At 74.3% G+C, this 22,995-nt stretch carries 15 protein-coding genes; 5 read left to right on the top strand and 10 right to left on the bottom strand.

Annotated elements, in window-relative coordinates; all coding sequences use genetic code 11:
• Positions 1-86 precede the first annotated feature (86 nt).
• The gene (locus WMF19_RS02755; protein ID WP_437897669.1) at positions 87-1,796 is read right to left on the bottom strand and encodes a serine/threonine protein kinase; all 1,710 of its coding nucleotides are present in this window, start codon (positions 1,794-1,796) and stop codon (positions 87-89) included.
• A 467-nt stretch (positions 1,797-2,263) separates the two neighbouring features.
• Between WMF19_RS02755 and WMF19_RS02750 the strand changes: the two genes are divergently transcribed.
• Positions 2,264-3,238: a tetratricopeptide repeat protein gene (locus tag WMF19_RS02750; RefSeq protein WP_437897668.1), complete on the top strand. Its 975-nt coding sequence runs from the start codon at positions 2,264-2,266 to the stop codon at positions 3,236-3,238.
• A 103-nt stretch (positions 3,239-3,341) separates the two neighbouring features.
• Here the strand turns inward: WMF19_RS02750 and WMF19_RS02745 are convergent, their stop codons facing one another.
• Positions 3,342-4,700 (bottom strand): hypothetical protein, encoded by a 1,359-nt coding sequence (locus WMF19_RS02745; protein WP_437897667.1) that lies wholly within the window; start codon positions 4,698-4,700, stop codon positions 3,342-3,344.
• A 409-nt stretch (positions 4,701-5,109) separates the two neighbouring features.
• On the opposite strand from WMF19_RS02745, the gene WMF19_RS02740 reads away from it, so the two are divergent.
• Positions 5,110-6,081: a hypothetical protein gene (locus WMF19_RS02740; RefSeq protein ID WP_437897666.1), complete on the top strand. Its 972-nt coding sequence runs from the start codon at positions 5,110-5,112 to the stop codon at positions 6,079-6,081.
• Between the two features lie 46 nt (positions 6,082-6,127).
• Here the strand turns inward: WMF19_RS02740 and WMF19_RS02735 are convergent, their stop codons facing one another.
• Both WMF19_RS02735 and WMF19_RS02730 read right to left on the bottom strand, forming a co-directional pair.
• Positions 6,128-6,940: a hypothetical protein gene (locus tag WMF19_RS02735; RefSeq protein ID WP_437897665.1), complete on the bottom strand. Its 813-nt coding sequence runs from the start codon at positions 6,938-6,940 to the stop codon at positions 6,128-6,130.
• A gap of 43 nt (positions 6,941-6,983) precedes the next feature.
• Positions 6,984-9,734 (bottom strand): hypothetical protein, encoded by a 2,751-nt coding sequence (locus tag WMF19_RS02730; protein WP_437897664.1) that lies wholly within the window; start codon positions 9,732-9,734, stop codon positions 6,984-6,986.
• Between the two features lie 76 nt (positions 9,735-9,810).
• Here WMF19_RS02730 and WMF19_RS02725 point away from each other — a divergent pair, with 76 nt between their 5' ends.
• A complete protein-coding gene (locus tag WMF19_RS02725; protein WP_437897663.1) occupies positions 9,811-11,328 on the top strand; it encodes a WD40/YVTN/BNR-like repeat-containing protein in 1,518 nt (505 codons plus the stop codon).
• Positions 11,329-11,631: 303 nt separating this feature from the next.
• Here WMF19_RS02725 and WMF19_RS02720 read toward each other — a convergent pair whose 3' ends face one another.
• The 5 genes from WMF19_RS02720 to WMF19_RS02700 all read right to left on the bottom strand — a co-directional run bounded on the left by WMF19_RS02720 (position 11,632) and on the right by WMF19_RS02700 (position 18,329).
• On the bottom strand, positions 11,632-12,537 hold the full coding sequence (locus tag WMF19_RS02720) for a hypothetical protein (RefSeq protein ID WP_437897662.1): 906 nt from the start codon (positions 12,535-12,537) through the stop codon (positions 11,632-11,634).
• 10 nt (positions 12,538-12,547) lie between these two features.
• Positions 12,548-13,393, bottom strand: a complete 846-nt coding sequence (locus WMF19_RS02715; RefSeq protein WP_437897661.1) for a hypothetical protein — start codon at positions 13,391-13,393, stop codon at positions 12,548-12,550.
• Between the two features lie 281 nt (positions 13,394-13,674).
• Positions 13,675-15,240, bottom strand: a complete 1,566-nt coding sequence (locus WMF19_RS02710) for a vWA domain-containing protein (protein WP_437897660.1) — start codon at positions 15,238-15,240, stop codon at positions 13,675-13,677.
• An 11-nt stretch (positions 15,241-15,251) separates the two neighbouring features.
• Positions 15,252-16,772, bottom strand: a complete 1,521-nt coding sequence (locus WMF19_RS02705; RefSeq protein ID WP_437897659.1) for a hypothetical protein — start codon at positions 16,770-16,772, stop codon at positions 15,252-15,254.
• A gap of 399 nt (positions 16,773-17,171) precedes the next feature.
• On the bottom strand, positions 17,172-18,329 hold the full coding sequence (locus WMF19_RS02700) for a zinc-dependent alcohol dehydrogenase (protein ID WP_437798606.1): 1,158 nt from the start codon (positions 18,327-18,329) through the stop codon (positions 17,172-17,174).
• A 318-nt stretch (positions 18,330-18,647) separates the two neighbouring features.
• Here WMF19_RS02700 and WMF19_RS02695 point away from each other — a divergent pair, with 318 nt between their 5' ends.
• Both WMF19_RS02695 and WMF19_RS02690 read left to right on the top strand, forming a co-directional pair.
• Entirely contained in the window at positions 18,648-19,535 is an 888-nt protein-coding gene (locus WMF19_RS02695) for a DUF58 domain-containing protein (RefSeq protein ID WP_437897658.1), read from the top strand.
• Position 19,536: 1 nt separating this feature from the next.
• Positions 19,537-21,582, top strand: coding sequence for a vWA domain-containing protein (locus WMF19_RS02690; protein WP_437901591.1), 2,046 nt, complete (start codon positions 19,537-19,539; stop codon positions 21,580-21,582).
• Between the two features lie 405 nt (positions 21,583-21,987).
• On the opposite strand, the gene WMF19_RS02685 is transcribed toward WMF19_RS02690, so the two are convergent.
• The gene (locus tag WMF19_RS02685) at positions 21,988-22,971 is read right to left on the bottom strand and encodes an NAD(P)-dependent alcohol dehydrogenase (RefSeq protein ID WP_437897657.1); all 984 of its coding nucleotides are present in this window, start codon (positions 22,969-22,971) and stop codon (positions 21,988-21,990) included.
• Positions 22,972-22,995 lie beyond the last annotated feature (24 nt).

The following is a 22,995-nucleotide window of genomic DNA, read 5'->3' as shown; positions in this document are numbered from 1 at the left end:
GCTAGCGCATGGCCCCTGCACCACGCCCTTGCGGCGCGGTGAAATCAGGGGCTAGCCGATGGTGCTCGTCGGGCGCGCCCTGATCGCTACCGGTCGATCCGGATCGACGGCGCCGTGTTCTCCGGAGGGTTGGGCTTCGACGTGGCCGTGGGCGCTGCGGGGCGAACGGGGCGGCCCCAGTTTCGCCTGCCGCCCGAGCTCGTGTTCGACGGCGCGTCCTCGGTCTTCGCGGGCGCGGCCACCTGCGCGAGCCGTGCGACCGTCTGCACGGACATCTCCGACGGCCCCTGCACGATGGAGTAGGGCTGGAAGCCTTCCTTCTGCAGGGTCAGCCGGCGAGGCGACGCGCGCACCTGGTCGTTCGCGATCGAGAGCTGGAGCGGCGTCTGCCCGAGCGATTTCCCGTCCTCCAGGACCTCGGCGCCCGCCGGGATCGACTCGATGATCAGCATGAACGAGGGCGCGCCCTTGTGTTCGCTGGGCGTGCCGGTCGCCGCGGGCGCGGTCGTCGGCGCGGTCACGACCTCGGGCGTGGCCTCGCTGTTCTGCGCGGGCTTGCGGGTCAGCGCGAACGCGCCCGCCGCCACGACGACCGCGCCGATGGCGGCGAAGATCACCGCCTTGCGCCCGCCGCCGGAGGGAGCTTCCTGCGCGCCGGTCGCGCCCTTGGACGCGCCCGCCGTGGTCGCGGCAGCGCCCGGGCCCGAGCCGACGCCGGAGGTGCGCCCGCTCGGATCGTCATCGGTCGACGGCGCGGGGAGCGTCACCGCGTCCTTGAGCGCTTGCACCGTGGACGAACGCGACGAGATCTGCACGCCGGGCAGCGACTCGAACGAGGTGATCTGCGTGCCGCCGAACGCGGTCGTCACGCCCATGCCGCGTGCGCACTCGCCGAGGCCCTGGATGAGGGCGTCCATCGTCGCGGGCCGGCCGTCCGGATCCTTCGCGAGACAGCGCATCACGAGCGCCTCGAGCGGCTCCGGGATGTCGACGTCCGGGTTCCGCTCCTTCATGCGCGGCACCGGCTGCTGGAGGTGCGCCATCAGGATCTGGATCGACTTCTCGGACTCGAACGGGACCTTCCCGCAGAGCATCTGGTAGAGGATGACGCCGAGCGAGTAGATGTCGGTCCTGAGATCGACCTTGCCGTGCGAGATCTGCTCCGGCGACATGAAGCGGGGCGAGCCCAGGAACGCGCCCTGCTGCGTGAGCTCCTCCGAGTCGTCGCCGAGCTGCTTCACGAGGCCGAAGTCGAGGATCTTGACCGCCTCCTCCGCGTCCTCGTTGGAGACGAGCATGACGTTCGACGGCTTGAGGTCGCGGTGGACGACGCCGTGCTTGTGCGCCTCGCGCAGCCCGCGCGCGATCTGCCGCGCGATGCGCATCGCCTCGGGCGGCGGCAGGCGCCCCTGCCGGCGCACGCGCCGGAAGAGCGTCTCGCCCTCGAGGAACTCCATCGCCATGAAGAACCGGTCCTGATCATCGGCCTCGATGCGGCCGTAGTCGAAGACGGTGACGATGTTCGGGTGCTGGAGGCGCGCGAGGATGCTCGCCTCGAGGAAGAAGCGCTTGTGGAAGTTCGGGTCGAGCTGCCGCGAGGCCTGGTTCGGGATCAAGACCTTGATCGCCACCGGGCGCCCGAGCGGGATCTGCTCGCCGCGATAGATCGTGCCCATGCCGCCGGTCGCGAGCTGGGAAAGGATCTTGAACTTTCCGTTGAGCACCTTTCCGAGCAACGGATCGATCGGCTCGCTGCGCGCTACTTCATCGACGACGTTTTCGTTGGCACCACTCATATGAACTCCGTCGCCTTCCCCGTGCGGGCGCGGGCGAGCCCTCCCCTCGGTGACGATGCCTCGCGATGCGTGAGCCTGGACCTCATGATCGTGGGGAGCGTCGGCGCGTGGGGCCGTCGGGGCAGTCTAAACGGAAGAAATGTCCTTGGCGACCTTTCCTCGATCGCCTCCACGATCGCCCCGTTCGTGAGGCCGGGACCCCGGCGCGAGAGGCCGGCCGTGAGGCGCTGCACCATGCGCCGTGCGCCATAGCCCCGATCGACGGGAACCGCCAGTTGCTGGCATCGAGCGTTTGCATCGCACCTTCGCGCCACGAGATCCTGCGAGCAGAGTACACTGCTCCGCGCCCGCGCGATGCTCTTCCGATCATCCTTGTCGGGTGCCGCCGCCGGACGCCGGCCGGTGCGCGCCGGACGTCCCTGCCGGCCTTCTCACCCTCCCGGGTGGGGACGAGGTAGTAGAGGAGGATGCGACCGGATCGCGCCGTGCTGCGCTGGTGGAGGGGGAGAGAGTACCGGCGCCTACTCGACGTGGCGGCGTCCGAGCTCGCCGGCTCGCGCCACGCCGACGCGGAGGCGACGTGCGCGCGGGCGCTCCGGATCGCCGAGGAGATCTACGGTGAGGGGGACGCCGAGCTGACGGCGCCGCTCTACGCGCTGAGCTCGGCCCGGCTCGCGCAGGGGCGGCTGGACGAGGCGCGCGCGAGCTCCGCGAGGGCGATCGCCATCGCCGAGGCTGCGGCGAGCACCGATCCCCCGCTGCCGAGGCTGCTCGAGCAGCTGGCCGCCATCCTCGAGCGGCAGGGCGAGCTCGAGGACGTCGAGGCGCTGTTCCGCCGGATGCTCGCGGGCTACGAGCGGATGCGCGACCCCGACCCCATCGAGCTGTCGGCGCTGCTGAACCGGCTCGGTCTGCTGCTCGGCAGGCGGGGGGCCCGCGCCGAGGCGGCGCCGCTCTTCCGGCGGGCGATCGCGCTGCGGGAGGGGGCGCTCGGCGCCCGTCACGCGCTCGTCGCAGAGGCGCTCTACAACGCCGCCACGTTCCTGGAGCTGGAAGAGGACCTCCCGACCGGCGAGCGGGAGGTGATGCTCCGGAGGGCGCTCGAGATCGCCGAGGCGGGGGCGGGCGTGGAGGGGGCGCTCCTCGCGTCGATCCTGCACAACCTGGCGGCCGCGCGGGAGGCGCTCGGGGACGCGGCCGAGGCGGCGGCGCTGTACGAGCGCGCGCTCGCCGCGCGGGAGGCGCTGGCCGGGGCCGCCCACCCGTCGCTCCGGCCCACGCTGGTCCGGCTCGCGCAGGTCCACCACGCCGCGGGGCGGCTGTCCACGGCGCTGCCGCTGTACGAGCGGGCGCTCGCGCTCGCCGAGGTGGAGCTCGGGGTGGATCACCCGGTGGCCACGGCGATCGAGGCCTGGATGGCAGAGGCGCGGAGCCGGAGCTGACCCCGCCGCCAGCGGGCGCGGCGGACGGCCAAGCGTGCAGGCGCGCCCATCGGCGGCCTGGCCGGACAGAGGCGCGCCGGGGTGGCCTGGCGGACAGGCGCGATCAGCGCCCGGACGACGGCGGATCGCCGCCTACGCGCCAGCGCTCGACGAGCTCCGGGAGGACGGTCGAGGCCATCTGGAGCAGGTGCGCCATGTGGTGTTCGGGCGTGTTGCCCCGGAACCCACGGACGTGGAGCTCGCCGACGCTCGCCTCGGTGGTCGGGATCATCTGCTTCTCGAGCTTCTTCGAGACGGCGCCCTCGGCCGCGCGCAGCCGCAGGTGCGGGGGTGCGTCCGACGCGGGCGACCGCTCGACGTGGTGCCCCGCCGCGGCGTCGAGCAGGTAGCTGGCCGTGGCGGTGGAGCTGGCGTACGCGATCGGGTCGATCTCCGAGTGCGTGATGGTGAACAGCAGCTTGTCCGAGGCGGCGAGCTGCGCGGCGCGCGCGAACGAGGCGAGCTGCAGCGGGTTGAGCCCGCTCGGCTGCTCCGGGACGAAGCCGCAGTGGATGCCGTCCGTGACGAGGATCGCGTCGAGGGCCTCGGCGCCGCGGCGGAGCTCCAGGATCTTGGCGATCGCGCCGTAGCCCGCGCTCCACGAGGAGAGGGCGACCCGGCGGAGCCGCGGGGTCGGCAGCCCGCGCTGCGCGAGCGCCCTGTCGATGTCCGCGAGCAGGCTCTCGTAGACGCCCGGCGTCGCGTAGAAGTCCTCGTACGCGCCCGAGCCGATGCCGAGGTTGATGACGGCGACCGCGGCGTTCAGCCCGGCGACCTCGGCGCTCTCGCGGACGAGCTGGGTGTTGCCGTGGAAGTGCAGCAGGAGATCGTAGCTCGACCCGGTGGGCCTGAACGTGTCGGGCGTGAAGAGCACGCCGCCGCGGATCGACGCGTAGCCCTCGTGCCGGATCGCGGGCGGCGGCGTCGCCGGCTCGGGCGGCGGCGCCGGCAGCTGCAAGCGCGCGAGCCCCTCCGGCGCGACGGCCGCGCTCGCTCCGGCGTCCTCGCGCGAGGAGCGCAGCGCGAGCAGCGACGCGCGGTTGACGGGGGTCATGGCGCGGAACGCCTCGGCGGAGGCGGCCGGCATGCGCGCGACGAGCCCGCGCGCGGTGACGGCGACGACGACGATCACGGTGGCCGCGGCCAGGACGAACGCCCCGATGGCGCGCCACACGCGCGCGCGGCGCTCGCCCGGCGAGGGCGCGATCCAGGAGCCGTACGGCCCGGCCCCGGGGAAGGGCGGCGTCCCTTGCAGCGTTGGAGCGGCGAAATCGGGGAGGAACGCCTGCTCCTGCGGCGCGGGGGCCATGCCGAGGGGCGGCAGGTCGAGGGGAAGACCGCGATCCGGGCAGCCCTGGACCACGGTGACGGGCGGCGGCGTGGGCGTCGGCGATAGGTCCGCAGGCGACCCGTCAGCGCGCACGTTTCCCTTCATTTCGATACCCCTCCCTTACAACGGGGATGTAGCGCCCAGCCCTGGTTCGCCAGGCGCTGCGTCTGTTCCGTGAGCGCGCCGCACGGCGGCAGCACGCTGCGTTTCTGCTCCTGCCGTGAACCCGGAAGGCGTCGCGGCAGGCGGAGCATCGACCAGTACGGTCTCGAGCTCAAGCGGCAACCGTTCCGTACGCGCATATTTAAGCGTGGCCGTAAGACCCTGACCCCTGCTGGAACACGCGCGGGTGAGCCTGTCGGACCGCAAAGCGAGGGAGCGGGTGGGGTGTACCCGGAGCCGCGCAGGTGCGCGCGAGCGGTGACGCGAGCACGCCGTGAGCACGCCGGCGACGAAACACGCACTTGCGCCCCTCTCCGGCACCCACCAAGGTGCTCGGCGCTTGCTCTCCCGAGAGGTCCGCTTCCTGCTCGCAGCGACGCTGCTCCATGCCGCCATCCCGTTGCTCGCGCGGATCGCGGGCTCCCCGGGGCCGGCGCTCGAGGCCCGCTCGAGCGGCGCGCGCCGCGAGGTGGAGATCGAGATAGAGCCCGTCCCGCCGCGCGAGCCGGAGCAGGACGAGGCGCGCGCGCCCCTGCCACGCGCGCCGGACGAGGCGCGGCCGCGCGAGGCGGAGCCGGTCCTCGGCCGGACGGCGCGGCGCGACCGGCGGCCGCTCGATCCGTCAGCGCCGCCGGAGGCGCCGGTCGAGCCGCGAGAGGGTCCCGTGACGCCTCCGGCCCCTGCGCCATCGAGCGAGTACGACGGGCCGCCGAGCGCGCCGACCCCACCGCGGGGGGTGGCCGGCCTCGGGGGGGCGCCGGTGTGGCAGCTGCCCGGCGTTCTGCCGGACCGCGCGCCGCCACCGCCGGCGCCGACCGCGCCGACCGCGCCGCGCGAGGTCTCGGTGGACAGGGCCGGCGAGGTGCTGCGCGAGGCGATGCGCGATCGGGACAAGACGCTGGGGCTGGATCTGCCCGCCGCCGGGACGGTCGCGTCCGTGGTGGCGGACGCGGTGCGCTCCTCCGAGACGCCCGCGACGGCGCGCGCGGTGTTCGAGGTGCAGCTGAGCGGCGCCGGCGCGGTGCTCGGCGTGCGCGCGCTGTCGTCGACGGCTGGAGCGGCGGCGCTCTGGGCGCTGGTGGCGCGCGAGGCGGCGGCGCAGCTCGCCGGGCGCGTGCTCGCGATGACCGCCGCGTTCGCCAAGGGGGCGAAGGTCTACGTCACGGTGAACTCGTCGGTGCAGATGCCGAGCGGCGCCACGTCGGGCGGGATCCACCAGCAGGGCGCGGGCTTCGGGTTCGACGTCGCCGACATCGGGGCCCGACCCCGCCGCCTCGTCCAGTCGAGCTTTCGCGTCGAGGCGATCGACTGAGGCGCTCGGGCCGACCGCGGCGCGCGACGCGCGCGCGCTCGGGCGATCAGCGGCTCCGGCGCGCCCTCCAGCGCCTGTAGCGCGCGGCGCTCGCGGCGAGGCCGATCCAGAGCAGCCCGAGCAGGCTCAGCGCCGCCGGGACGCCGGTGAGCCAGACGAGCGCCGGCATCGGCGGGCGCGTCGGACAGGGGCGGCGCGTGTCGAAGCGGCAGGCGTGATGCCGATCGAGCTCCTCCGCAGCGGCGCGGACCTCGGCCACGTCGTCCGGCAGGCCCCGCAGGGCCGCGGAGGCCATCATGTAAGCCGCAGAGGCGGCGCGATCGTACGCCGGGTCGGCCGGCACGCGGTCGCGCACGAGCTCGACCAACAGGGCGGCGCGCTGCGCCGGCGCCTGCTCGGCCAGCGCTCCGGCGAGGTCCCGCGCGAGCGCCTCGTCGAGCTGCAAGGCGCAGGCGACGGCGCGGTCTTCCCCGGGCGTGAGGTAGACCGTCTCGCCCGACGCCGTCTGGCGCGGCTCCGTGCCGGACACCGCGACCGGCTTGCGAAGCGCGACCCGCGCCCCGCGGACACAGCCCGGGACCCTCGGGAGGGCGCGCAGGTGCACCGCGGCGTAGCGCTGGTACGCGACGCCGGCGATCGCGCCGAGCGAGAGCGCCAGCGCGAGGAGCGCGGCGACCCGGCGCGCGCCGGCGCGCACTCCGGCGCCGGCGCGCGCTTTCGGCGCGGCGCGCTCTCCGGCGCTGGCGCTCTCGCTCGGCGCGGCGCGCACTCCGGCGCTGGCGCTCTCGCTCGGCGCGGCGCGCTCCTCGCCGGTCTCCGGCGCGGGAGCCGGCTCGCCGGAGGGCTCTCGGGACGACATGGCCGGCGGTATGGACAGCCGCGGCGACGCTGTCAATGCGCCGTCACGAGGGGGGCGCCGCGCCGGCGAGGCGCGCCACCTGCGCCCACGCGCGGGCCGCCTCCTCGCGCCCGGTCGCGGCCGCGAGCTGCGCCAGGAACTGCGCGCACGCCTGCTCGCCGTGGTGATCCTCGGCCTCGCGGGCGCGCGCGAGGGCGCTCAGCGCCTCGAGGAGCGCGCCCTCCGTGCGGCCCGCGGCGGCCAGCGCGACGCCGTACGCGAGCAGCGCCCGGGCCCGCTGCGAAGGCGACGCGTCGGCCTCCGCGGCGATCCTGAAGCGGCGGAGCGCCTCCTCCTTCGCGCCGCGCCCGAGCGAGATCAGGCCGGTCATGCGCTCCGCCAGATCGAGGTGCTCGCCGGTGCGGCGGAGCTCGCCCACGAGCCGCTCGAGCGTGCGTAGGTCGCCCTGGACGAGCGCCTGCTTGGCCAGCTCCGCGAGGCGGACCGCGATGTCGTTCATCGACAGGACCGGCGACTCCGTGGTCTTCGCGAGCGGATCCCCGGAGGCGTCGCAGCACGCCACGTCCGGGGAGGTCGCGTCGGGAAAGTCCTCGAGTGCGTCGTCCGGTTGCGCGGCGAGCGCGTGGGCGACGTCGCGCCCCGCGCTCCGTGGCGCGACGTCGCCCACGCGCTCGCGATGCTCGCCCTCCGCGGCGGGCGCGGAGGCCGCGCCGCGCTGGCGGGACGCAGCGCGCGCCTCGCTCGCCGAGCCGTCCGCCGCCCCGCCGAGCGCGTCGGGGCCGGAGCGCTCCCGGGCCGGCGCCGCGCGCTGCGGCTCCGGCGCGTCGCCGACCACCTCGATGGGCGTGCGGTAGGTGGGCGGCTGGCTCGACGAGCTGTCCGGCGCTCCGTCCCGGTGATCTCTCGCCGTCTCCTGCTCGTCGGCGAACGCGAGCAGCTCCGCGGCCGAGGACTCGAGCAGCGCGTCGCCGGCCGCGCGCCCGGCGCGCCCGGCGAGATCGGCCGCGGAGCGCCGGTCGCCCGCCTTCGCGGCGTGCCACGCGGCGTCGGCGAGGCCGAGCACGCCGGCGTGATCCTCGACGACCCGCGCCGCGGCCAGGTGCCACGCGGCGCGCTCGCCCGGCGGGACGGCCGCGATCAGGGCGTCGCGCAGCGTGCGCGAGGAGAGCCGCAGCCAGCCTGGCTCCGGCCGGAAGGCCCAGCCGGCGCCGAGCAGCGCCGCCTGGACCGCGGCGACCTTCGGGGCGCCGGTGCCGTCGCACAGCGCGTCGATCGCCGCGTCCGACGCGTCCCCGCCGAGCGTCGCGAGCGCTGTGAGCACCGTGCGGTGGCCGATCGCGAGCAGGCGCAGGCGGCCCTCGATCGGGCGGGACGCGGGGGGCGCGGCGAGCTCGGCGCCGGTCATGGTGCGCGCGGGCCTGCCCCGCCCGGCGCTGCGCCGGCGCGGCCCGACGCTCCTGCCGATCCAGCGCAGCGCGCCGCTCTCCAGGGCCTCGCAGAGGAGCTCGCGCACGGCCAGCGGGAAGGCGGGCGCGCGCGCGGCCCAGCGGCGCGCGCCCGCCTCGTCGATGCAGCCGTCGAACAGGCGGCGGACGAGATCCTGCGCGCCCGTCGCGGAGAGCGGCCCGAGCGTGACCGTCGCGGCGGGGGTGAGCGCGGTGAGCGGCGCGGGGAGCGGCTCCGAGCGCCCGAGCCGGGCGACGGCGCGCGGGCCGCCTCCCGGCGAGAGGGCGAGGGCGATCGCGTCGAGGCTCGCGGCGTCGACCTCGGAGGCGTCGTCGACGGCGAGCAGGCCGACGCGGACGTCGGACGGGGCGAGCCACACGGCGAGCAGCTCGGCGGCGATCCTCGGCTCGACGCCCTCGCCGGCGAGGAGCCGCGCGAGCGCGGGCTTCAGCCGATCCGGGAGCGCCGGCGCGCGGGCGCGGCTCTTCTCGGCGCGGAGCGCCGCGCGCGCGAGGGCGCGCCGGAGCGCGCCGAACGGCTCGCGCGAGGCCCCGATCGGCGCGACGAAGAGGCTCCGCGACGGCGCGAGCAGCCTCTCGAGCTCGTGGAGCAGCCGCGTGCCGCCGGCGCCGGGCTCGGCCCGGACGATCGCGAGGGAGCCGGGGGGCACGGCGAGCTCGGCGAGCTCGGCGTCGCGGCCGGTGAGCGGCGGCTTGCACAGGCGCGCCACGCTCTCGGCGACCTGCCTGCGCAGCGGCTGCTGCGCGTCGAGGCGGAGGCCGCGCACCCGGCGCGCGCCGTCGATGCCGCGGTGGGCGCCGAGGGTCATGAGCTCGCCCGAGATCACGGCGGGGAGCGCGGGATCGAGGAGCACGTCGCCGGGGGGCGCGACGCGGGCGAGCATGACGGCGACGAGCAGCGGCTGCCCCCAGGACAGCGCGGTGAAGCGCCCCGCCTCGCCGACGTAGGTCATCTCGCCCTGCGCGATGCCGACCGCGAAGCGCGCGTCGGGGTGCACCCCCGCGTCCTCCGCGGCGAGCGCGGCGAGCAGCACCGCCTCCTCGACGTCGTCGGCGGTGAACTCGAAGGAGAAGGTCTGCGCGCTCCAGGCGCACAGGGTGGCGCCGAGCGCCTCGGCGCGCTTCTTCAGCGCGAGCGCCCTCGCGAGGTAGCTCTCCTCGCCGCGCGCCGCGCCGCCGGCGCCGCGCGCCGCGCCCTTCTGGCGCGACGGCGGCGCGGGCGCCCGCGGCGCGCCGCGGCGGCCGGGCCACGGCGCGACCGCGTCCGTGCCGTCCGGCTGCGAGAGGGCCGCAGTACCTCGAAAGGACACGACGATGCGCTCCGGCATTGCGGCGAGTGTAGCGGGGCGCGGAGGCGGCGTGGGCGGTTCTCGGCGCGCGCGCCGCGGTACGATGGATCCCGTGATGCGCTCGTCTCCCCCGCGCGCCGTGAGGCCGGGATCTCGCCCGGCGCGCGCCGTCGCGCTCGCCGCCGCGGCGCGCGCCGTCGCGCTCGTCGCCATGGCGCTCCCCTCCCCTGCCGCTGCGAACGGCGTCTTTCCCTCGGCGGACCAGCTCGTGTTCGACCCGGCGGATCCAGCGCGCGCCGTCGCCCGGATGACGTACGGCCTGCTGACCACGCGGGACGGGGGCGCGAGCTGGCGCTGGATCTGCGAGGGCGCGGTCGGGTACGACGACGCGGGCGGCCAATCCCCGCCCATCGCCGCGGCGGCGAGCGGCCGAGTGCTCGCCGCGCTGACCGACGGGATCGCGGTCGGCACCGAGGGCGGCTGCGTTTGGGCGCGCGCGCGCGCCGCCGAGCTCGCGGGGCGGGAGGTGATCGATCTCTCGGTCCGGCGGGGCGATCCGTCGCACGTCGTCGCGGTGGCCGCCGGGACCAGGCACGGCCTCTGGGCGTCGCGCGACGGCGGCGCGACCTGGACCAGCGCGGGGACGCCGCTCCCGGAGGGCTTTCTGGCGCGGACGGTCGACATCGCGCCCTCGGATCCGCGGCGGGTCTACGTGAGCGGCCTCGCGAGCGAGGGCGGCTCGGTCAAGGGGGCGATCGCGCGCTCGGCCGACGGCGGGGAGACGTGGCAGACCGCGGCGGTGCCGGGGAGCACGACGTCGCGCGAGCCTTACATCGCCGGGGTCGATCCGCGCGACGCCGACGTGCTGTACGTGCGGATAGCGAGCGCGCCGGGGCGCCTGTTCGTCTCGACGGACGGCGGGGCAGCGTTCGCGCCGGTGTTCGCGACCCAGGGCTTCGTGCGCGCGTTCGCGATCTCGCCGGACGGCGCGACGGTGGCGGTGGGGAGCGACATCGACGGCGTCTTCCGCGCGCCCTCGTCGACGCTGGCGTTCGAGCGCGTCTCGAGCGTCGTGCCGCGCTGCTTCGCCTGGACGGATTCGGGCCTCTACACGTGCGCGAGCGAGTTCCTGGACGGCTTCACGATCGGCCGCTCGCTCGACGGCGGCGCGACGTTCGAGCCGCTGCTCCAGCAGGCATGCATCCGTGGTCCTCTGGATTGCGCGGCGAGCACAGCGGTCGGAGCGGTCTGCCCGACCGACTGGCCGAGGATCGCGCTGATGACGGGCCACCGGGACTGCACGTCGGACGCCGGTCCAGCCGCGGCCGGCAGCGGCACGAGCGCCGGCGCGACCGGCGCCGGCGGAGCGTCCAGCGTCGGCGGGGCAACGGCGGCGAGCGGCGGCGGAGATCGGGCGAGCGCCGCAGGCGCGGGTGGAGCGCCCGATGTACCAGACGGCGGGGCGCCGCCTTCGGGTGGGGCGCGACCGAGCGAAGAGGGCTGCGGCTGCCGCACCGGCGGCGCGGAGGACGGTCGGGCCGGCGCCCTTGCCGCCGCGTGCCTGGCGGCGGTCGCGGCGGCGCGGCGGAGATCTCGACGCGCTGGCGTCGCCGCGCGAGGGGCGCTCGGCTGAGCCAGGACCAAACGGACAGCCTCGAGGGTCGCTCCTCCGAGGTCGCGACGTGCCGGCGCCCCCTCGCGAGGGGGGAACGTCGATCCGGAACCGAAATCGACGGCCTCGAGGGCCGCCCCTGCGAGGTCGCGACGTGTCGGCGTCCCCTCGCGAGGGGGGGAACGTCGATCCGGAACCGAAATCGACGGCCTCGAGGGGCCGCCCCTGCGAGGTCGCGACGTGCCGGCGCCCCCTCGCGAGGGGGGCGCGTCGATCCGGCAACGCAGTCGACGGACTGGAGGAGCCGCTCCGACAGCGGATGGGTCAGGGAGAGATGACGACCCGCTGCGTGGCCGTCCCGACGTCGCCGTTCGGGTCCTCCAGGGAGATCTCGATGTCGAGCGCTTGCCCCCGGATGGTCTCGACCGGGAGCCCCCGGTCCACCTGGAAGCGCACGCCATCGATCTCGCAGCGGCCCTCTCCGACCTTGTGCATCGTGACCTGGGCGGTGAAGGGAAGGAGCTCGAACTCCAGCTCGGGGAAGTACCCCTCCACGGTCAGGCGCGAGCCCATCTGCCGGAGGCCGGTCACGCGCAGCGCGAGCCACACGTGATGGCCCCCTTGAGGGCCCGCCTCGATCGGCACCACCTCGCCATGCTCCAGCGAAGCGAACGCGCTTTCCCCCTGCCCGATCACGACCGCAGGGTCGCCAGAGCCCGGCGTCTTGCACGCATCGCTCGCCGACGCGATCCACAGCGGGTCGTAGTCGGTGAGGGCGGAGGGGGCGATGAAGGGCTCGACGCACGCCCCCGCCGCGCAGGTCGCGCTCGCCGCGCAGGGGGTCGCGCAGCACGCCTCGTCGAGCGAGACGGGCAGGAGCAGACTCCGCCCGCCAGCAGCGCGGGTCGCGCCCCTCCGCGTCACGATGGGAGAGGCCTCGCCGTCGCGGAACGCCGCTATGGACAGCTCGATCTCCGCGCCGTCGGGCGCTGGCCCGACCACGAGCTCGGCCGGGAGCGACAGCTCTCCCCCGCCATACGAGAGACGCTCGGTGCCCGTGACGACGCCATCCACCTTCGTGGTCGTCTCGATGTGATCGAACTGGAAGCCAACCGCCATATCCGTGGTGAGGCCGATCACCACGAGCGCGTCAGCCGCCTCGCCCGCACAGCCCGCGGAGCACAGGAGGAGCAGCGCGAGCAGCGTCTCGTGGGTCGGCCGCACGCTCACCTGGGGACGCTCAGCCCGACGTACGCGATGAGCGCTTGCGGCGCCGCGCAAGCCAGCCTGCCGCCGCGGCGAGCACGGCGAGCGGCGCGGTGAGAGAGGCCTTGCTCGCAGGCCTGGCGGCGCACATGCCGGCTGCGAGGTTCCCGTCGATGCCGTCTGGACCGATGGTGACCTCCGCCTCGGCCTTCACGCTGATGCCCTGTGCGAGCAGCGCGTTCACGCACGCAGGGATCTGCGATCCGGAGATGATGTACTTCCCATTGCAGAAGAGCGCGCCGTCGCCGCTGCAGGAAGCGTCGCAGTTCGCGCGGAACTCGTGCTCGCAGTCCTCGAATTCCTCGTTCTGACACGTGGTCTGGCAGTCCATGTTCGCGTCGGCCGTGCACGAGCCCCCGCAGCACTCGATGCAGTGCTGGTAGCAGCCGCCATCCACCGTCACGCACTTGGCGCCGCACTCGCTGTCGCAGTTCGCGTCCCACGTCGCGGCGCACTGGGCGGCGTCGACGGCGCCACGGCACTCGACGTCCCGCGTGGTGGTGCACTCGACGAAGCAGTTGTGGGAGCAGATGACATTGATACCCCTGTCGCAGTCCGCGCTGCACTGCTCGGTACAGCTGTCCGTGCAGCCCGCGTCCGCCGAGAGGGTACACTCTGTCTTGCAGACCGGCACGAGCTTCGTCGCGCACGCGGTCTTGTAGATCCCGAGCTCGCTGCAGCCCGCTGTGCACTCGCCCGTGACGCGCACTTCGCAGTTCGACAGGCCCTCGAAGCGAATGTTGCCGCACTCCGGGACACCCGCGCTCGCCGGGAGAGCGGCCGTGAGACCGACGGCGATGCTCGCCAACCCGAACAACATGGATCTTCGCATAGGCGCACTCTCCTCCTCGATCCTCGACGGCCGCGAAAATTCGATCCTACACAAGGCGATTGCCGTGAGGAAGCGACATCTCCGCGGCGCACGTTTGCGCCGCACGGGATGCGTTGTGGGGTACGCGGGCACCCGGCGCGCAGAGCGCGTGTGGAGACGCGGAGACGTCGAAACGCGTGTTGAGGGGGATCGACGTGAAGACGTGAAGGGGGCCACGGGCGCGGCGCCAGCGTCGTTTTCGTCCGCCGGCGCGACGGGCCGCTCGGGGCTCAGTCGGCGGGCCAGGGGTTCGGCGGATCCGCCGGCGTGTAGGGCTGCACGTTCGCCTCCGCCGTGATGAGGTTCTCGATGAACAGATCGACGTAGCGCAGGTCGTCCTCGACGTCGGGGTCCGGATGATCCGCGAGCCACGCCTCGACGTTCGGCCGCAGCGCCTCGAGCGTGCGCCGCGCGGTGCGGGGGTCGGCGTCCGCGGCGAGCTGGGCGGCGAGCTTGAACCCGGCGAAGAGGTTCAGCATCACGAAGCCCTTCTCGACGGTGTCGCCGGAGAAATAGCCGGCCTCCGGCGGCGCGTCGGGCGCGCTCGGCGCCTCGATGTCGACCTCCTGCGCGTGCGCCTCGCCCGTCAGCGGGTGCCGCCACGACAGCGCGAGGCTGCCCACGGCGCGCGGCTCCTCGACGCCTCGCTGGTCGGGCTTCGGCACGAGCTCGAGCAGGATGGCGCCTCCGCCGCCGCGCCGGCCGGAGCCGACGGGCTCCGCGGCGCTCGTCCGGCCGGCGAGGAAGAGGCTCGGGATGTGCACGGCGCCGCCGCTCTCGCCGCCCTGCCAGCCGTTCGTGCCGTACGCGCCGCGCACGACGTAGCCGTCGCCCACGGCGACGTCGAGCTCCACGTCGAGCGCCAGGGGCACGAGGAACGTCTTCACCTCCTCGGCGAAGACCTCCTCCACCGCCTTCGGGTCCTCGAGGAAGTAGAAGTTGCCCGCGCCGACCTCGCTGATCCCGCGCATCGCGTCGACGTCGAACTCGGCCCCGACGCCGACGGCCGTGAGGCCGATCCCCTTCTCCGCGTACCCGGCCGCGAGCGACACGAGCCGCTGAGGCGAGGTGAGCCCGGCCGTGGCCACACCGTCGGAAAGGAAGATCACGCGGTTCTGCCAGGCCGGATCGAGGTGCCGCTCGGCGAGCGCATACGCGGTGAAGAGCCCCTCGTACAGGTTGGTCGACCCCCGCGCGGTCAGGCCCTCGAACGCCTCTGTGAGCGCCTCCCTGTCCGAGCCCTCGGCCTGCTCGAGGACGACCTCGGCCGTATCCGAGTAGCGGACGAGCGAGATCCGGTCGGTCGGCTGGAGGGCGTCGATCATCTCGACGAGCCCCGCCCTGACGTAGGCGATCGGGTCGCCTTGCATCGAGCCGCTCGTGTCGACGGCGATGACGAGGTGCAGCGGCGGGCGCTCGAGCGCGCCGAGGTCGACGGGCGAGTTCATCCCGATCTGGATGAGCGTGCAGGGCGAGCCGCTGATCATGTTGCCCATGATCCCGAGCAGCCCGTGCATGCACACGTCCTCGCCGCAGGTCGCGGCCGGGTAATCGAGCTTGTGCTCGGCGAAGAAGCCGACATCGTCGAGCGTGTCCGGCCCGGGGATCTCGCCGTCCTCGAGGATCTGCCGGAACAGGCCGAAGTCCTGGGCGCCGCCCTGGGAGACGCCCACGCTGCCCGGGGGGTCCGTGGGTGCGGCGACGCTGCCCCGAGCGTCACCGGAATCGGCGCAGCCGGCCGCGCCGAGCACAGCGGCGGCGCCGAGCGCGAGGACATCATGGATGCGGAGCTTCATGGCGTGACCTCCTACGGCGCCGCGGTGGCGGCGACCAAGACCGACTCGAGCAGGCGGGGTTGATCGACGGAAACGGTGAAGCACTCCGCGTCACGCACGGGCATGTCGTCGGCGCGCACGAGGAAGAGCACGCCGGCGCCCTCGGCGAGCTCCGCGCTCTCGCCGGGCCGCAGCGAGGCGACCCCGGAGACGCCCTCGCCGAGGAGCGACGCCTCGAGCGGCTCGACGAGGCTTCCGCACGCGTCGTGGAACGCGTCGCAGCCCGCGAGCGGCGAGAGATCGGCCGAGAAATCGGCGGCCGGCTGCCGGCCCACCATCGACCAGCGGGCGAGCACGTTGCCTCGCAGCGCGAGCACGGCGTGCGTCGCGCTCTCGATGTGGATGCCGCGCGCGAAGGCGAGCTGGTCCCGCGGGAGCTCCGGGTAGCTGCCGCGGTCGATCGCGACGGAGCTCACGCGGAGGACGTCGCCTTCGCTGAACGGGATCGCCTCGGCAGGAGCGCAGAGGAAGAACGTCTCGCCGCGCTCGAGCGTGAGGGCATGACAGCCGTCCGGAGACGACGTCACGCCGGTGAGGACCCCCGCCCCGGGGACGGGCATGGTCCAGTCGAGCCCGCTCCCCGTGGCGTGGACGCCGCACGCGCTCGCGGGCGACGGCGTCTCGAGGGGAGGCGCCGGGAACACCGCCGGGTGCTCGGCGAGCGCGAGCCTGGCCCCGGCGCGCTGCAGGACGATCATCCGATCCGGCTGCGGGTTCTCCGTCGACGTGACGAGCAGCTGCTCCGGAAAGTCCGTCGCGGACCACGCGAGGAGCGTGAGCGGCAGCCCGTCGGCGTCGATGAGGTAGGCGTCACACCCCGCGTTGCCGAGCGGGAGCGCGCGGCCGGGCGCGATGAGCCAGGTCTCGGCGTTCGCGAACAGATCGCGCGAGAGGGCACCCGTCGGGTCGTCGAGCACGACGCCGCAGTCGACCCGCACCGACTCCCGGAGGCGCCGCACGCGGATGAGCTGCTCGGTCCCTGTCGTGTTGCCGATCACGAGCGACGCGAGCTCCTGCGGCTGCGGCGGCACGCACCCCTCGGCCTCGCCGCACGGAGGCGGATCGTAGCTCGTGGCCACGCAGGACAGGCCGCCGGCCATCAGCGCCAGGCGGTGGGCGACCGGGCGCGCTGGCTCCGGCCGCGCCATCGCCTCGCCGAGCACGCGGTACGAGGCGAGGAGGACCGGCAGCGCGATGAGGTCCGTCGGGTCGACGGTGATCCGCCATGGGAGCGGCGTGAGCGCCATGAGCCCCTCGACCGCGCGGGCGGCCTCCGGAGCGAGCTTGATGGCCGAGAAGACCACGCCAACGACGAGGTGCGCGCCGAGGAACCCGCGGCGCGAGGTCACGCGGAGCAGCGAGGCGAGGACCGCGGGCGCGACAAGGAGCCCAGCGAAGTCGCTGAGCTTCCCGGTCAACCACCCGGGGAGCAGGCCGGAGCCCTTGAGGGCGTGATCGTTGAGGACGAGGAGCGCCAGGGCTCCCAACCACAAGGGGTGAAGGAGCGTTCGAGTTGAGCGCAGATCTCGAGCCATCGGGAGCTCTCCCTCCGTGCGATCAGAGGCCATCGCGGGTGGCCAAGCAAGCGAGCGAGGCGCTCGCCGAGGTTCGGCGCCAAGCAAGCGCCATACCCTGAACAAACCAACATGAATTCAATAAATTACACAGCACCGCGGCCGGCCGCCCCTGACGCCGGTGTCAGGCGTCAGGGGCGCGCGGCGGGCCATGGTTCGCGCGTTCGCGCCGCCCGAGCGCGTGGGCCGCTCCCGAGCGCCGGATCGACCGGCGGCGCATCGGGCTCCGACGAGGGGGCGTGATGGCGGTGTTCGAAGGACAGAGGCCGTATGACGGCGCGCCGGACGAGCGCCGGAGGGGGCGATCTGCGCCCTCCGTCAGGGCTTGAGGACGACCTTGACGCAGTCGTCGAGCTTCTTGTTGAAGATCTCGTAGCCTTGCGGGGCGCGCGAGAGCGGCAGGCGGTGGGTGATGATGTCGTCCGCCCGGAGGTGACCGTCCTCGATGTGCTTGAGGATCCGGTCGATGTAGTTGTGCGCCGGCGCCTGGCCGGCTTGGAGCCTCAGGCCCTTGTCGAAGATCTGGCCCAGCGGGAAGTTGTCGTAGGGCACGCCGTAGACCCCCACGACCGGCACGACCCCGCCCCGGCGCACGGCGCTCAGGGCGAGCCGGAGAGCCGATATCGTCCCGACCTGGCCGTGAAGGGCGCTGGAGGCCTTCTCGAGGAGGCCGCGGTGGGCCTCCATCCCGACCGCGTCGACGCACACGTCCGCGCCTCGCCCGCCCGTCATCGCGCGGATCGCCTCGACGGCGTCGACCTTGTCGACGTTGACGGTCTCGGCCTTGGCGATCTCGCGGGCCTTCGTCAGGCGGTACTCTTCCCGATCGACGCCGATGACGCGCGCCGCGCCGCGGAGCCACGCGCATTTCATGGTCGCGAGGCCGACAGGCCCGCATCCGAACACGGCGACCGTCTCTCCACCCTTGAGCTCGGCCCACTCGATCGCCGTCCACCCGGTGGGGAGGATGTCGGTCGTGAACAGGACCTGCTCGTCGGTGAGGCGCTCAGGCACCTTCCGTGGTCCGACGTCGGCGTAGGGGACGCGCACGTACTCGGCCTGCCCCCCGTTGTAACCGCCGTAGAGGTCCGTGTACCCGAAGAGGGCGCCGCCCTTGCCCTCGAGCGTGCCGCCCTCGGGTCCGTAGTGCTTGGGATTGGAGCTCTCGCAATGGCCGGGCAGCTCCGCCTGACAGAAGAAGCAACGCCCGCACGCGATGGGGAACGGGACAACGACCCTGTCGCCCTTCCGCAGCTTCGTGACCTGCGGGCCGACCTCCTCGACGACGCCCATGAACTCATGGCCGAGCACCATGGGCTTCGCCTGGGGGAAGAAGCCGTTGTAGATGTGCAGATCCGAGCCGCAGATCGCTGTCGCGGTGACGCGCACGATGACGTCGGTGGGCTCCTCGATCCGGGGATCCGGGACGTCCTCGACGCGGACGTCCGAAGGTTTGTGGAAAACCAGGGCCTTCACGGTGCCTCCTTTCGGGTGACACATCGGTACGGGGCGCTCGGCGGCTCTGCCGGCCGGGCCGGCGCACAGACAGCTGAACCACCGCGCTGGCTCGCATAAAGCGAGCCACGGCGCAGCGGCGCGCCTGCGGACGGGGGTCCTGTCGGCCACGCCGAGCGCGAACGGGGTGCTCTGCCCCACCGTGGCGGTCTGTCTCGGCGCGCGGAGCGACCACGGCGACCGCGGGCCGGGCGCGGCCGGCGCCCACGGCGACCGCGGGCCGCGGCTCGTCCGCGACCCCGCTGGCACCGCCGCCCGCGCCGATGTCTACTCCTCTCGATGCTCCCCTCGTCCCCCGAGCCGCTCCTCGGCGCGAGCTTCGTCCGTGAGCTCGAGGTGCTCCAGCGGCGGCTCGAGATCCGCGCCCGCTCCGGCGGCGCCGGCGAGCACCTCGCGCGGCGCCGCGGCGGCTCGGCCGAGTTCAAGGAGCACCGGGCGTACGCGCCCGGCGACGACATGCGGCGGATCGACTGGGCCGCCTACGCCCGCACCGGGGAGCCGGTGCTCAAGCTGTTCCGCGCCGAGGAGGACGTCATCGCCCGCATCGTGTGCGACGCGTCGGCGTCCCTCGAGTTCGGCGAGCCGACGAAGCTCGACGCGGCCCGCCGGCTCGCGGCGGCGATCGGGTACATGTCGCTCGCGCGCTCCGAGCGCGCGCAGCTCTTCGTGGCGGGCGACGGCATCGCCCGCGAGCACGCGCCGGTGCGCGGGCGCGCGGGGCTCGCCGCGCTCCTCCGCGCCCTCGACGGCGTGAGGGCCTCCGGCGGGACGCACCTCGCGCGCGCCATCGACGCCGTCGTGCGGCAGAGCGCCCGGCCAGGCCTCCTCTGCGTCGTCTCCGACTTCTTCGACCCCGGCCCGGTCACCGCCGCGCTCGGGCGCGCGGCGCAGGCCGGCCACGACGTCGCGGCCCTCCAGGTCGTCGCCGCCGACGAGCTCGAGCCGAGCTTCGAGGGCGACCTGACGCTCGAGGACGCCGAGACCGGGGCGCTCGTCGACGTGACCCTGGACGCCGCGGCCCTCGCCGCCTACGCGGCCCGCTTCGCCGGCCTGTGCGAGGCGCTGCGCGCCTTCGCCCGCCGCCACGGCGCGACGTACGTGCGCGCGCGGAGCGACGAGCCGCTCGAGGGCGCCGTCCGCCGCTTCGTCGCGAGGGGCGTTGACTGACGTGGCCGCCGCCCCGCTCGCACAGGCCTCCGCGGGCGCTCCGCTCGCGCTGCTCTCGCCCGGCGGCCTGTGGCTGCTCGCGCTGCTGGGCCCGCTCGTCCTGCTTTACATCCTCAAGATCAAGCGGAACCGCCGGCGCGTCCCCTCGACGTGGCTCTGGGCCGCCGCGCAGCGCGACCTCATGGCGCGCGCGCCGTTCAGGAAGCTCATCGCCCAGCTGCCGCTCGTCCTGCAGGCGCTCGCGCTCGCGCTCCTCGCGCTCGCCCTCGCCCGCCCCGCCTCGCGCGGGCGCGAGCTCACCGGCGATCACGTGGCGATCGTCCTCGACACGAGCGCCTCGATGTCCGCGGCCGCTCGAGGGCCGGCCGGCGAGGCGACAACGCGCATCGAGCTCGCGAAGCAGCTCGCCAGGGACCTCCTCTCCGGCCTCGCCCCGGGCAGCGACGCGCTGATCGTCGAGGCGGGGCGCGACGCGCGCCTCGTCGCGGCGCTCGATCGCGATCTCGTCCGGCTCAAGGCGGCGATCGATCCCATCGCGGCGCGCGACGTCGAGGGCGATCTCGGGGCCGCGGTGGCGCTCGGGATCGACCGGCTCCGCCAGCTCGGCGGCGCCCGCCGGATCGTCGCGATCACCGACGGCAACCTCGCCCGCCCCGCCTCGCTGCGCGGCGCGTCGCTGCCGGTGGAGGTCATCACCGTGGGTGATCCGGTCGACAACGCGGCCATCGTCCGCGTCGACGTGCGCTCCGGGAGCGCAGCGGGTGACGCGAGCGGCGCGAGCGGCGCGGACGGCGAGCGATCGGAGCATCGCGAGGAGGTGCAGGCCTTCCTCGTGGTCGCGAACTTCGGGGCGCAGCCGCGCGACGTGTACGTGACGATGCGGCAGGACAACGCGTCGGACGTGCTCGGCTCGCGGCGGGTGCTGGTCAAGCCGGGCGAGCGCCTCCCGGTCGTCGTCACGTTCCGCCCGTCGCCCGGCGACTACCGCAAGGGGCTCGTCTTCGAGCTCTCGCCGCGCGACGCGATGCCGCTCGACGACGTCGCCTACGGGAGGGTGCCGGCCGGCGACAAGCTCCCGGTGTTCCTCGCGTCGGCCGGCAGGAGCCAGGGCGGCGAGCCCCCGGGCGCGCAGCCGGGAGCGCCCTCCGGCGGCTCCGTCTGGCTCGAGCGGGCGCTCGCGTCCGACCCGATGACCTCGGTGACCTCGGGCGCGCTCGGGGATCTGCTCGGGAAGCCCGGGCTCGATCCCGACACGTTCGTCGTGATCGACGGCGCCTGCCCGCCCGATCCTCCGGGGGGCGATCTGCTGATCGTGAACCCGCCGCCCGGGCGCTGCGCCGGCACGCTCGTCGGGCAGACGCTCGAGCGCCCCACGCTCACGTCGTGGGACACGGCGGATCCGCGGCTGCGCTTCCTGACGCTGGACGGCGTGAACCTCCGCGCGGCCTCGTCCCTCAAGCCGGAGGCGGCGACGCAGGAGCTGATCCGCGCCCAGGAGGGCACGATCGCGACCGACATCTCCACCGCCTCGCGGACAGGCACGCTGCTCGGCTTCGACGTCGGCGAGAGCGACTGGCCGCTCAAGGCGTCCTTCGTGCTCTTCGTGCGCAACCTGCTCGAGCAGGCGCGAGCCCACCGCGCCCACGGCATCACAGGCCCCGCGCGCACCGGCGAGCCGCTGCGCGTGAGCGTCCCCGCGACCGCGCGGGACCTCCAGGCCACCGGCCCTGCAGGCGAGCGGCTCGAGGTAGCGCAGCGCGCAGGCGTCGCGGTGATCGCGGAGACGCCCCGCGCCGGCTTCTACCGCCTCGCCTGGCAGGGACCGCAGGCCGGGGCCGTCGTCGTGCCGGCGAACCTCACGAGCGTCGCCGAGAGCGACCTCACGCCGAGGCCGCTCGTCGCGGAGGGAGGCGGCGAGGTCGCCGTCTCCAGCGCGGCGGGACAGCCGGACGCCCACGTCGAATGGACCTGGCTGCTGGCGCTGGCGGCGCTCGGCTTCGTGCTCTTCGACGTCTGGTATTTCACGCGCGTGCCGATACGGTCCTGAGCGCGTAGGTAAAAGAAGCCGGATCGCAGCGCGAAGAAGTGTAGCGCAGCAGACCGAAAGGGTGGGACCGCGAGCGTCGTGATGGCTCGGTCCTGGGTCGAAAGAGCGTGGTCCGGGCGGCGCCGAGCGCGCTACGGGGCGCATCGGCGTGCCGTGGGCCCACGTGTCCGTCCGGGCGTTGGTCTGGCCCGGGAGGCGCGTCGCGAGACGCTATGCGGCGTCACCGGGCGCCTTGCGGCGCAGAACGGTGCTCTTCCAGTACGGCGGCCGCCGCGTCGGCGCCGGGAGAACGTGCTGGAACATCGGTCGGCTCGCCGAGCGCGGAGAGAAAGCGGGCGATGTTCCTTGGCTCGGTCACCAGGGCGACGAGCTTCAGCCAAATGCGTCGCCAGGAGGCCCGGGCGATCAGGACGGCCGGGCGGCGGCCGATCGCGTGATCACCACCTTCCCCCGCGCGCGCAGGGTCTCCAGGTAGCGGACCGCATCCGGCACCCCGCTCAGGGGATAACGCCGATCGATCACCGGCCTGATCGTGCCCCCCTCGATCAGCGCCGTCAGGGCGACGAGATCCGCGGCATTCGGCCGCGCCGCGTGGACCTTCATCGCCCTCGACCCGGACCACGGCCCGAGGAGCGCGACCCGAAGAAAGGCCCCCAGGGTCCCTCCGATGAGCACGTACGTGCCGCCGTCACACAGCACGCGCCGGTAATCGGAGACGGGTCGGTACGCTGCCGTATCCAGGATCACGTCGTATTCGATTCCGCTCCGGGTGACGTCCGCGCGCGTGTAGTCGACGACGTGATCGGCGCCCAGCGACCGCACCAGATCGACGTTCCCCGTGCTGCACACCCCGGTCACCTCGGCGCCGAGCGCCTTCGCGATCTGCACGGCAAACGTCCCCACCCCGCCGGAGGCGCCGTTGACGAGCACCCGCTGCCCGGCCCGGACCGGCGCGCAGTCGCGGAGCGCCTGGAGCGCCGTCACCGCCGCCATGGGGACGGCCGCCGCCTCGTCGAAGCTCACGTTCGACGGCTTGGGCGCCAGCGCCGCCTCCGAGGTGCAGGCGTATTCCGCGAAGGCTCCCCACCCGTGAGAGGACAGGTCCCCGAACACCTCGTCCCCCGGCCGGAACCGGGTCACGTTCTTGCCCACCGCCTCGACCCGACCGGCCATGTCCGCGCCGGGCACCCGGTGCCTCGGCGCGAACAGCCCGAAGCCGGCGAACCGGAGGAAGAACGGGTCCGCCCGCATCATGTGCCAGTCGGCCGCGTTCACCGACGCCGCCTCGATCCGCACGAGCACGCCGTCGTCCCCGGGCGCCGGCGTGGGGATCGCCTCGAGGCACAGGTTGTCGGCCGAGCCGTATTCATACTGAACAATCGCCTTCATCGCACTCTCCCGGGGCGAGCCGCC

Origin of the sequence: Sorangium sp. So ce124 (assembly GCF_051525235.1) — a bacterium.
GTDB lineage: Bacteria > Myxococcota_A > Polyangia > Polyangiales > Polyangiaceae > Sorangium > Sorangium atrum.
This window is presented reverse-complemented; position numbering and strand designations above follow the sequence as displayed.

Coding starts and splice junctions, on each gene's coding strand:
- WMF19_RS02755 (WP_437897669.1), bottom strand. CDS start 1,796: ATGAGTGGTGCCAACGAAAACGTCGTCGATGAAGTAGCGCGCAGCGAG.
- WMF19_RS02750 (WP_437897668.1), top strand. CDS start 2,264: ATGCGACCGGATCGCGCCGTGCTGCGCTGGTGGAGGGGGAGAGAGTAC.
- WMF19_RS02735 (WP_437897665.1), bottom strand. CDS start 6,940: ATGTCGTCCCGAGAGCCCTCCGGCGAGCCGGCTCCCGCGCCGGAGACC.
- WMF19_RS02730 (WP_437897664.1), bottom strand. CDS start 9,734: ATGCCGGAGCGCATCGTCGTGTCCTTTCGAGGTACTGCGGCCCTCTCG.
- WMF19_RS02725 (WP_437897663.1), top strand. CDS start 9,811: ATGCGCTCGTCTCCCCCGCGCGCCGTGAGGCCGGGATCTCGCCCGGCG.
- WMF19_RS02715 (WP_437897661.1), bottom strand. CDS start 13,393: ATGTTGTTCGGGTTGGCGAGCATCGCCGTCGGTCTCACGGCCGCTCTC.
- WMF19_RS02710 (WP_437897660.1), bottom strand. CDS start 15,240: ATGAAGCTCCGCATCCATGATGTCCTCGCGCTCGGCGCCGCCGCTGTG.
- WMF19_RS02695 (WP_437897658.1), top strand. CDS start 18,648: ATGCTCCCCTCGTCCCCCGAGCCGCTCCTCGGCGCGAGCTTCGTCCGT.
- WMF19_RS02685 (WP_437897657.1), bottom strand. CDS start 22,971: ATGAAGGCGATTGTTCAGTATGAATACGGCTCGGCCGACAACCTGTGC.